Raw genomic sequence first — 9,371 nt, forward strand, 5'->3', positions numbered from 1 at the left:
CTTAATTGGTGCTTTTTTGTTATGTAATATTCACTTTGATGTTAAGTCTTCTTTGATTTCATCAAGAACTCCTGTTCCACCCCAAGTAAAAGCATATCGTAAATACTCATCATAACACTCTGCCATGATTTTCACATAATTGGATTTTAACTCCTGATCTTTAGCTTTTAATGTCATTTTGCTATCATATTCTTTTAATGCTTTTTCATAACCAGTTATTCTCTTATAGTTTTCAACAGCCCAAGCAAATTTCAACTTGATGTATTCTCTTCTAGAAGTTGGTTCAGCAGATTTATAATCATCTAAATCAAATTTACGTGGATTAGGGTGTCGCTTGAGAGCAGGTCTTAAAGGTTGTTTTTTAGTTAAATTCTTAACTTCAGCAAGCTCACATTCAGCATCAATAATTTGCCTGTCTGTTTTTTCAACAAAAATAAATTTTACTGATGTGACAAATCTTCCAGTTCTGAGGTATTCAGCTTGAACAAGTAAATCAGACTTTTCAGAAATTTCTTTCATGGCAGGCTCAATCACTTTTTGCTTGAACAGTTTAAAATCAGGATAGGTATCTTCACAACCAAAGAAAAATCTCAAGTCTTCAACTGTAATTTCTCGCCATCCTTGACTTTTGTATTGATATAAAAGTTCATACAATTTTAGCGAATGAACTGAATCAAGAAATTTGAAATTTTCCAATACCATTGTTGTGAATTTTTCTTTTAGGTCAAAAATCAGAGGCATTGTTGAGTCTGAAAACTTCATTCTCAAATACCCTTCCCCATCTTTATATTCCTGTTCTTGCAATAAATAAAATATCTTTGTTGTTCCCCTTTCTGTTAAAAGTTGAATGCTTCTTTTAAACAAAGAAACAACAGCATCTTTCAACTGATTGTAGATTGTGCCAGAACCCATCTGTGGAAAATCTTGTGCAAAGTCTTCAACTCGTAAAACATATTCTTGCTGAGGTTTTTTAGGGTTTATCCGGCTTAACACATGATACATTAACCTACGCTCAACCAGACTCATTTTCTGCGTTGTTTCAATCAAAGCATTGGATTGTTGTACTAAGTATCTGTTTTTATTGTCTTTTTTGTTGTTTTTTTCTTTTTTCTTGACATCCTCCCCTGCCTAAAGGCAGGGGATTCCTACTAGCTCCCACAGCAAGCTGTGGGCTACTCTCGGTGGGTTTCTGCTGCTGACCGCTAATGCGATTCACTTCACAGACGCTACGGGCATGTCCTGCCCTGATATTTTATTACGCTTGGACGATAGCTCGCCCACGCTCCAATACATTTAACGCTCCAACCACATCAGCATTTTCTGTATAGCCACATTCTACACACTCAAAATTAGCTTGTGTTTGGCGATTTTCTTTTGCGGTATGTCCACAACAAGGGCAAGTTCGGCTGGTATCTCGTGCTGGAACGGCAACTAAAAATCCGCCTAACCATTGCGTTTTGTAGTCTAATTGCCGTCTAAATTCAAACCAAGACTGATCTAATATCGCTCGGTTTAAACCTGATTTCTGTTTCACATTTTTGCCGTGTTCTTCTGCTGTGCCTTTGGCTGATTTAGACATATTTGCAACTTGCAAATCTTCAACGTAGATCATGGCGTGGTTTTTGCTGATTTGTGTTGAGATTTTATGCAGAAAATCTTTTCGGCAGTTGGCAATTTTGTGGTGCAATTTACCGATTTTTTCTTTCAGTTTTTGCCCGTTTTTACTGAACTTCACTTTGTTTTTGAGCTGTTTTTGCAGTTTTGCCAATTTCCCTTTGTCGGTTTTAAACGCATTTAACGACTCAAAAAATTCGCCATTGGAAAGGGTTACAAAGCGTGCAATGCCCATATCAATGCCGATTTCTCCGCCTTGATGGGTGGGAATTTCGTGTTCAAATTCAGTTTGAATGCTCACAAAAAAGCGACCGCACTTCATTGATACAGTGACATTTTTCACTTCGCCCACAATTGCACGGCTGTTGCGATAGCGAACCCAACCGATTTTCGGCAGATACAAGCGGTTATTTTCTTGCTCAATTTTGCAACCTTGCGGAAAACGAAAACGCTCTTTTACGCCTTTCTTCTTGAATTTGGGAAAATCTGAACGCTTTTGAAAGAAGTTTTTAAATGCACTCTCTAAGTCTTTTAAAGACTGTTGCAACACTTGAGAATGGCAATCTTTGAGCCAAACCCGCCCTTTTTTCCATTGTGGAAGTAGGTTAGCTAATTTAGTGTAGCTGAATTTGTGATTGTTATCCTGTTCGTATTGTTCTTTTTGCCATGCTAATGCCTTATTGAACACAAAACGAGAACAACCACAAAATTGTTTGATTTTGCGGACTTGTTCACCATTTGGTCTGATTTCAAATTTAAAGGCTTTGCGTAGTAACATTGTTAGAATTAGAATACAAAAATTGTACATATTCTACACTTGGTCTATGAAAAAAGAAACAGAGATTAGACGTGGTCGCCACGTTGTTTTTAACTTACACGTTCATTTGGTTTTCGTGACAAAATATCGCAGAGAAGTTTTCACTCAACTTATTCTTGATGATTTAAAATCCATTTTTGAATCAGTCTGTGCGGATTTTGAAGCAACATTAGTGGAATTTGATGGGGAAGATGATCACGTTCATTTACTTGTTGAATATCCACCGAAAGTAGCTATATCAAATCTTGTGAACAGTTTAAAAGGCGTTTCAAGCAGAATGATTAGAAAGAAAAACTATCCGAGTATTCGCAAAAAACTATGGGGAAATCAGCTTTGGTCTCCGTCTTATTTTGCAGGAAGTTGCGGTGGTGCTCCCATATCTCTTATTCGCCAATACATTGAGCAACAACAAACAGCCGATTAGTTAGGTTTGAAACAGCTACGCCGTTTGTGCCTTATATCCACGCCCTAAAGGACGTGGTTTTACGGCACGGTTAGATAAATTAAGAAGATGTATCAATGATGAAGATAAAAAAATAGCCCGAAAACAGCTTGCTTTCGGGCTAGATAAAAAACGTAAAAATTAGCGACGTAAACCTAAACGGTTAATTAAGTTAGAATAGCTTTCTAAGTTAGAACGTTTTAAGTAGTCTAATAATTTACGACGACGTGAAACCATACCTAATAAACCACGGCGACCATGGTGGTCTTTTTTATGAACTGAAAAGTGTTCTTGTAAGTGGTTAATTTGTGCAGTTAATAATGCAATTTGAACTTCTGATGAACCAGTATCTTTTGCATCACGACCAAATTCAGCAACGATTTTTGCTTTTTCTTCAGTACTTAGAGACATAATAAACTCCTAAAAAGTTAAAGTTATAAATACATCGATAGCCGATCTCTAATCCAGCTACGACAAGAGCTGTGCATTTTACCCGTTCTCTAAACGAATGGCAAAATATTTTATATCCATTATTCACCAGTTAAAACAAACTCTTCATCTGTTTCACTTTTTTCTGGTTCCACTGGTGCAACGATTTCAATTTCTGTACTAAATTGGACTCCACGAGGCAATACACTACCTCTACGTCCACGTTCACCATAATAATGCGTAACCTCTTCTGCACCTAAAGTCACTTTACGCTTACCAGCGCGGAAAATTAAGCTGCTTCCCTGATTAATTAACAATAACCTTGCTAACAACTCTTCTCGCGATTTTGCTTTAGCCGCAGGAATATTAATAATTTTATTCCCTTTTCCTTTCGCTAACTCAGGTAGCTCACTTAATGGGAATACTAACATTCTATTTGCAGTAGTAATCGCAACCAATAAAGCTGCTTTATTTTCTACAATGACTGGTGGTAATACTTTTGCATTTTCTGGTAATGAAATTGTCGCTTTACCCGCTTTATTCCGAGAAATAAGATCCTCTACCTGGCATACAAACCCATAGCCAGCATCAGAAGCCATCAATACCGCTTGTTCTGGTTTACTCATCAATAGCTGTTCAATCGCCGCGCCTGCAGGTAATGCTAATTTACCAGTTATCGGCTCACCTTGTGAACGAGCAGATGGTAATGACAACGCATCTAAGCTATAACTACGACCTGTATTATCTAAGAAAATAACTGGTTGATTAGAACGCCCACAAACATGTGCAAGATATTTATCGCCTGCTTTATAACTTAGTGTTGCTGGATCAATATCATGCCCTTTTGCACAACGAATCCAGCCCATTTCAGATAAAATCACAGTAACTGGTTCCACAGGAACTAACGCACTTTCCGCAATCGCTTTTGCCTCTTCTCGTTCTACAATTTTAGAGCGACGAGGGCTAGCAAACTGTTCTGCATCTTGCTGAATTTCTTGCTTGATCAGTTGATTAAGATTCGCCTCTGACGCTAATACTTTTTCTAACTGTTGACGTTCTTCCGCTAATTGCTGTTGTTCTGCTTTTAGCTCAGTTTCTTCTAATTTCGCTAAATGACGTAATCGTAAATTTAAGATGGCTTCAGCTTGTTCCTCTGAAAGATTAAAGCGTGCCATCAACACTGATTTCGGTTCATCTTCATGACGAATTATATCAATCACTTCATCAATATTCAGAAAAGCTATCAACAAGCCCTCTAAAATATGCAAACGAGCCAAAACTTTATCTAAGCGATATTGCAAACGGCGTGTCACTGTTTGACGTCTAAACACCAACCATTCCGTTAAAATCGTCAAGAGATCTTTAACCGCCGGTTTGCGATCTAAGCCAATCATATTCATATTGACTCGATAGCTTTTTTCTAAATCCGTAGTGGCAAACAGATGCGCCATTAATTCATCTTCATTTACCCGATTTGAACGAGGGAGAATCACAATTCTGGTCGGATTTTCATGATCAGATTCATCTTTAATATCATCAACCATCGGCAATTTTTTATTACGCATTTGAGTCGCAATTTGCTCAATAATTTTTGCCCCTGATGCCTGATAAGGAATCGCACTAATCACGATCTCACCATCTTCTTTTTTCCATACAGCACGCATTTTTAATGAGCCTTTACCTTGCATATAGATTTTTTGTAAATCCTCTTTCGGTGAGATAATTTCAGCTTCTGTTGGAAAATCTGGTGCTTTGACAATTTTTAATAGATCCGTAATGGCGGCATCTGGTTTATCTAGCAATAAAATTAATGCATTTGCAATTTCATTAATATTATGCGGCGGAATATCTGTCGCCATCCCCACGGCAATACCGGTTGTTCCATTCAATAAAATATGCGGTAATCGTGCTGGTAAATATTGGGGTTCTTCAATCGTACCATCAAAATTAGGCTGATAATCTATCGTTCCTTGCCCTAATTCAGATAGTAACAATTCAGAAATTTTTGATAAACGAGATTCGGTATAACGCATTGCAGCAAAAGATTTTGGATCATCTGGCGCTCCCCAGTTTCCTTGCCCATCAACTAAGGGATAACGATATGAAAAAGGTTGCGCCATCAGTACCATGGCTTCATAACAAGCAGTATCACCATGTGGATGGAACTTACCTAATACATCTCCCACTGTACGCGCTGATTTTTTATATTTTGCCGTTGCGTTTAATCCTAATTCTGACATCGCATAAATGATACGGCGTTGCACTGGTTTTAGACCATCACCAATAAATGGTAAGGCACGATCCATAATCACATACATTGAATAATTGAGGTAAGCATTTTCGGTAAAATGCCCAATTGGCATTTGCTCAACCCCTTCATAGTTAATTGTTGTCATTATTCTCTCTCTACTCATTCATCGATTTTAAACGCTAAGTTCAGCATGATCGCCTTTTTCTTGTAACCAATTTTTACGATCATCCGCTCGTTTCTTCGCTAATAACATATCCAAAATTTCAAAGGTGTGATCAATTTCACCCTCTGTCTGAGTTGTCGGTTCATACACTAGTTGCACTAAACGGCGAGTATTCGGGTCCATCGTGGTTTCGCGTAATTGTAATGGATTCATCTCCCCTAACCCTTTGAAACGTTGTACATTCGCTTTACCTCGTTTACTTTGTAAGCGTTCTAAAATCGCCTCTTTTTCTCCCTCATCAAGGGCATAATAAACTTCTTTACCTAAATCAATCCGATATAACGGCGGCATTGCGACATAGACATGTCCTTCTTCCACTAATTTAGGAAAATGACGTAAAAATAGTGCACATAATAAAGTTGCAATATGTAAACCATCTGAATCAGCATCTGCTAAAATACAAACTTTACCGTAGCGTAGTTGTGATAAATCATCTGAATCTGGATCAATCCCTAAAGCCACTGCAATATCGTGAATTTCTTGCGAGCCTAAAACTTGGTCCCCAGCGACTTCCCAAGTATTTAAAATTTTTCCTCGTAATGGCAGAATTGCCTGATATTCACGATCTCTCGCTTGTTTAGCTGAACCACCTGCAGAATCCCCCTCCACTAAAAATAATTCGGTACGAGCCAGATCTTGTTGCGTACAATCTGCTAATTTTCCTGGTAGTGCTGGTCCACTCACCAATTTTTTCCGTACTACTTTCTTTGCACTACGTAAACGGCGTTGTGCGGAAGCGATAGCCATTTCAGCAAGTTGTTCTGCTTGTTGCACATTTTGATTCAGCCATAAACTAAAGCTATCTTTTACAACACCAGTCACAAAGACTGCACTTTGACGTGATGACAAACGCTCTTTAGTTTGTCCTGCAAATTGAGGATCTTGCATTTTTAAAGACAAGATATAGGCACAGCGATCCCAAAGGTCATCAGCGGTTAATTTTACTCCTCGTGGCAATAAATTACGGAACTCACAAAACTCTCGCATTGCATCTAATAAACCTTGACGTAATCCATTGACATGAGTCCCGCCTAATGGAGTTGGAATTAAATTAACATAACTTTCACCAATGACATTTCCACCTTCTGGTAACCAGAATAACGCCCAACTCACCGTTTCGGTTGCTGCATTAAATTCACCAATAAACGGTTTTTCTGGAACAGTTTCTACACCGTCAATCGCTTCTATTAGATAATCTGATAATCCATCTTGATAGCACCAAACATCTTCCGTTTGATTTACTTTATCAACAAACTTAATTTCCAATCCTGGACAAAGTACCGCTTTGGCACGTAATAAGTGACGTAGTCGAGTGGAAGAAAATTTTGCAGAATCAAAATATTTTGGATTAGGTAAAAATTTAACCGTTGTACCAGTAGTTCTACGTCCACAACTACCAATAACCGTAAGTTCCTCTATCTTTTTTCCATCGGCAAATGCAATATGATAAACCTCACCATTACGCTTGACAGTAACATCTACACGCGCAGATAACGCATTTACAACCGAAATACCTACCCCATGTAAACCACCTGAAAATTGGTAATTTTTATTAGAGAACTTACCACCTGCATGCAACTTACTTAAAATCAGTTCTACACCAGAAATTTTTTCAACTGGATGAATATCAACTGGCATTCCTCGACCGTTATCAATGACTTCAAGTGATTGATCAGGATAAAGCACAACCTCAATTTTTGTTGCATATCCTGCTAAGGCTTCATCTACACTGTTATCAATCACCTCTTGACCTAGGTGATTTGGTCGTGTGGTATCTGTGTACATTCCCGGGCGTAACTGTACTGGCTCGAGATCCTTTAAAACTGTAATATCGTTGGCGTTATAAATCTCTTGACTCATTGTTCTAAGCTACTATTAATCACAAAGGGCTAGATTCTAGCATTTTTTTAGCAGTGAACAAATTGCTACTTTACGAAATTAATTTATCCCTGTTGCAAGGTAAATCATTACTAAAAAGTAGAACGAGATTGCAAATTCTATCAGCCCTGTCTGTTTCACCGACAATTTTCGTTTAGGCAATAAAATTGCACGCAATAGAGGAATAACAAAAGCTAAACTTAACAGCCAATTTACTAACAAGAGAGGTAATACCGCACAAACTACATGAAAACCACAAGACACATAATAGTAAATCGGATTTTTCCGCTCACGCATGACACTTTTCACATATAAAGTTGTGCCTAAGAAAAATAAGCTAGGATATAACGCAATTTCGACAAGATGAAAATCCCATTGCTGAGAGGGAAAATAATAAGCAGCCATGCCTGCAATCGCAAAAATAATAATCGCTGCTACATCATTCAATAAGGCGCGTTCATTTTTTGTCTTAGTATAGTAAATATTCACCAAAACCAATGGCAACATTGCTACTACAAAATAGAGAATCTGTGGGTTATACCAAATAGCAGGTAATGCGAAAACAAGACTAATACCACCATAAATGAAAGTCCAACGCCAATACAACGACATATTTCTGCCTTTAAATAAAGCTAAAAAAGGATATGTCATTAAATACAACGCAAACCACGCAACTAATAAACAGATATGTAATCCGATAGGTGTAGTAAGCAGAACGCCATAACAAAATGGTAAAAGTGCCATAACGATAGCACCATGTTGATTGGAAATTAATAGTTTCATTTTTTGACCTAACAGTTGATAATAGTTCTGAATTTTAACTTTAAACCTAACAATGATATATAACTTAAAGGAGTACTTATGACAATCAAACGCATTGATACAGGTGCACGTTTATCTGAAGCTACTATTTATGGTGGTATCGTTTATCTTGCAGGACAAGTGCCTGAAGATACCTCGCTTGATGCTTATGGACAAACTAAACAAGTGTTACAGCTAATTGATAACCTCTTAGCTCAAAGTAATTCTGATAAATCCCGCATTTTACGTGCTGAAATTTTCTTAGCAAATATGGCTGATTATGCAGAGATGAATCGCGCTTGGGACGAATGGGTTATTGCAGGTGCTGCCCCAGCTCGAGCCACAGTTGAAGCAAAACTCGCCGATCCAAGTTGGAAAGTCGAGATCATGATTACTGCAGCGTGTAAATAATACGTTACCTATGTCATAATAAGTCGATTTAACTTCTTCTCCTAATTTGAAAAAAGTATGTTGTTTATTGAGAATTTTTCTATCTATATGCAGTTTTTTATTGGTTTGTTCGCAGTAACTAACCCCTTGGGTTCGTTGCCTATTTTTATGAGTATGACAAGCAACCAATATGAAGCTGAACGCCAAAAAACAATGCTGGTCACCTCAACTGCAATTGGTATCGTATTGCTTACCAGTTTATTTATCGGGCAAGCATTACTTAATTTTTTCAGTATTTCACTCAATTCATTCCGTATCGCTGGCGGTATTTTGGTGATTTCAATTGCTATGACTATGATTAGTGGGAAATTAGGGGAAGAAAAACAAAATAAAGAAGAACGTGCCACAGATTTTTCTGAAAATGAAAGTATTGCAGTTGTTCCGCTTGCGATGCCGTTAATTGCTGGCCCCGGTGCAATTAGTTCTACGATTGTTTGGGCCTCCCGTTATAACAGTTGGATTAATT

At 37.8% G+C, this 9,371-nt stretch carries 9 protein-coding genes and 1 pseudogene; 3 read left to right on the top strand and 7 right to left on the bottom strand.

The window, feature by feature from the left end:
* Positions 1 to 30: 30 nt before the first annotated feature.
* The 3 genes and pseudogenes from PF272_RS12930 to PF272_RS11665 all read right to left on the bottom strand — a co-directional run bounded on the left by PF272_RS12930 (position 31) and on the right by PF272_RS11665 (position 2,392).
* Positions 31 to 654 (bottom strand): replication initiation protein, encoded by a 624-nt coding sequence (locus PF272_RS12930; RefSeq protein ID WP_333781500.1) that lies wholly within the window; start codon positions 652 to 654, stop codon positions 31 to 33.
* Positions 652 to 1,053: pseudogene (locus PF272_RS12935) on the bottom strand (replication initiation protein); the annotation flags it as partial. The pseudogene PF272_RS12935 and the gene PF272_RS12930, both read right to left, overlap by 3 nt.
* A gap of 202 nt (positions 1,054 to 1,255) precedes the next feature.
* Positions 1,256 to 2,392 (bottom strand): RNA-guided endonuclease InsQ/TnpB family protein, encoded by a 1,137-nt coding sequence (locus tag PF272_RS11665; protein ID WP_333781501.1) that lies wholly within the window; start codon positions 2,390 to 2,392, stop codon positions 1,256 to 1,258.
* A 46-nt stretch (positions 2,393 to 2,438) separates the two neighbouring features.
* On the opposite strand from PF272_RS11665, the gene tnpA reads away from it, so the two are divergent.
* On the top strand, positions 2,439 to 2,855 hold the full coding sequence (gene tnpA / locus PF272_RS11670; protein WP_271142887.1) for an IS200/IS605 family transposase: 417 nt from the start codon (positions 2,439 to 2,441) through the stop codon (positions 2,853 to 2,855).
* A gap of 159 nt (positions 2,856 to 3,014) precedes the next feature.
* On the opposite strand, the gene rpsO is transcribed toward tnpA, so the two are convergent.
* The 4 genes from rpsO to PF272_RS11690 form a co-directional block, all read right to left on the bottom strand.
* Complete coding sequence (rpsO, locus tag PF272_RS11675) at positions 3,015 to 3,284, bottom strand: 30S ribosomal protein S15 (protein ID WP_065234191.1); 270 nt, start codon at positions 3,282 to 3,284, stop codon at positions 3,015 to 3,017.
* A gap of 119 nt (positions 3,285 to 3,403) precedes the next feature.
* The gene (gene parC / locus PF272_RS11680; protein WP_271142888.1) at positions 3,404 to 5,698 is read right to left on the bottom strand and encodes a DNA topoisomerase IV subunit A; all 2,295 of its coding nucleotides are present in this window, start codon (positions 5,696 to 5,698) and stop codon (positions 3,404 to 3,406) included.
* 27 nt (positions 5,699 to 5,725) lie between these two features.
* On the bottom strand, positions 5,726 to 7,636 hold the full coding sequence (gene parE, locus PF272_RS11685) for a DNA topoisomerase IV subunit B (protein WP_271142889.1): 1,911 nt from the start codon (positions 7,634 to 7,636) through the stop codon (positions 5,726 to 5,728).
* Positions 7,637 to 7,714: 78 nt separating this feature from the next.
* Positions 7,715 to 8,437, bottom strand: a complete 723-nt coding sequence (locus PF272_RS11690) for a YwiC-like family protein (protein WP_271142890.1) — start codon at positions 8,435 to 8,437, stop codon at positions 7,715 to 7,717.
* Positions 8,438 to 8,515: 78 nt separating this feature from the next.
* Here PF272_RS11690 and PF272_RS11695 point away from each other — a divergent pair, with 78 nt between their 5' ends.
* Both PF272_RS11695 and PF272_RS11700 read left to right on the top strand, forming a co-directional pair.
* Entirely contained in the window at positions 8,516 to 8,866 is a 351-nt protein-coding gene (locus PF272_RS11695; RefSeq protein ID WP_271142891.1) for a RidA family protein, read from the top strand.
* A 57-nt stretch (positions 8,867 to 8,923) separates the two neighbouring features.
* On the top strand, positions 8,924 to 9,371 hold a 448-nt coding region (locus tag PF272_RS11700), incomplete at its 3' end, for a YchE family NAAT transporter (RefSeq protein WP_271142892.1).

Source organism: Gallibacterium faecale, assembly GCF_027920745.1.
GTDB lineage: Bacteria > Pseudomonadota > Gammaproteobacteria > Enterobacterales > Pasteurellaceae > Gallibacterium > Gallibacterium faecale.